This is a genomic window from Duganella hordei, assembly GCF_040369125.1.
In the GTDB taxonomy this organism is placed as follows: Bacteria; Pseudomonadota; Gammaproteobacteria; order Burkholderiales; family Burkholderiaceae_D; genus Rugamonas; species Rugamonas hordei.
This window is the reverse complement of the sequence record NZ_BPWI01000051.1, coordinates 1-946: the sequence shown is the minus strand read 5'-3', so window position 1 is coordinate 946 and position 946 is coordinate 1. Positions and strand designations below refer to the sequence as shown.

At 68.0% G+C, this 946-nt stretch carries 1 pseudogene; it reads left to right on the top strand.

Going from position 1 to position 946, the window contains the following annotated elements:
- A pseudogene (locus ABWW33_RS32975) lies at positions 1 to 946 on the top strand (heme utilization protein); the annotation flags it as partial.

Below are 946 nucleotides of genomic sequence, written 5' to 3'. Positions count from 1 at the left end.
GCCGTCATCGCCGGCCTGACCAGCAACCAGACCAAGGCCCTGACCACCGACCAGATCGTCGCCCTGAGCAGCAGCCAGATCAGCGCGCTGTCGAGCTCGCAAGTTGCCGGCCTGAGCACCGCCGCCATCGCCGCGATTGAAACGGCCGACGTCGGCGCGCTGAAAACCTCGGCCATCGCCGCGCTGAGCACCGCGCAGACCGCCGCGCTAACCACCGACCAGATCGTTGCGCTGAGCACCGCGCAGGTCTCGGCCTTCACCACCGCTGATCTGGCTGCCGGCCTGACCACCGACCAGATGGTGGCGCTGAGCTCGAACCAGCTGGGCGCGCTGAGCACCGCGCAATTCAACGCGCTGTCGACCGGCGACGTGGCCGCCATCTCGACCGCCAACATCGTCGGCCTGAAAACCGCGATCATCGCCTCGCTGAAAACCGCGCAGCTGGCCTCGCTGACCACCGACCAGCTGTCGAACCTGACCACCAGCCAGATCGCCGCCATCACCACCGCCAACATCGCGGCGCTGAGCACCGACCAGGTTGTCGCGCTGACGTCCAACCAGTTCGGCGCCCTGAGCTCGGCGCAGCTGAGCGCCTTCAGCACCAACGATATCGCCGCGATTGAAACGGCCGACATCGGCGCGCTGAAATCGGCGGTCATCGCCGGCCTGACCACCAGCCAGACCAATGCCCTGACTACCGACCAGGTGGTGGCGCTGAGCAGTGCCCAGATCGGCGCCTTGAGCAGCGCCCAAGTCGCCGGCCTGAGCACCGCCGCCATCGCCGCGATTGAAACGGCCGACGTTGGCGCACTGAAAACGGCCGCCGTCGCCGCGATGAGCACCGCGCAGACCGCCGCGCTGACCACCGACCAGATCGTTGCGCTGAGCACCGCGCAAGTGGCCTCGATGACCACCGCCAACCTGGCCTCGGGTCTGTCGACCGACC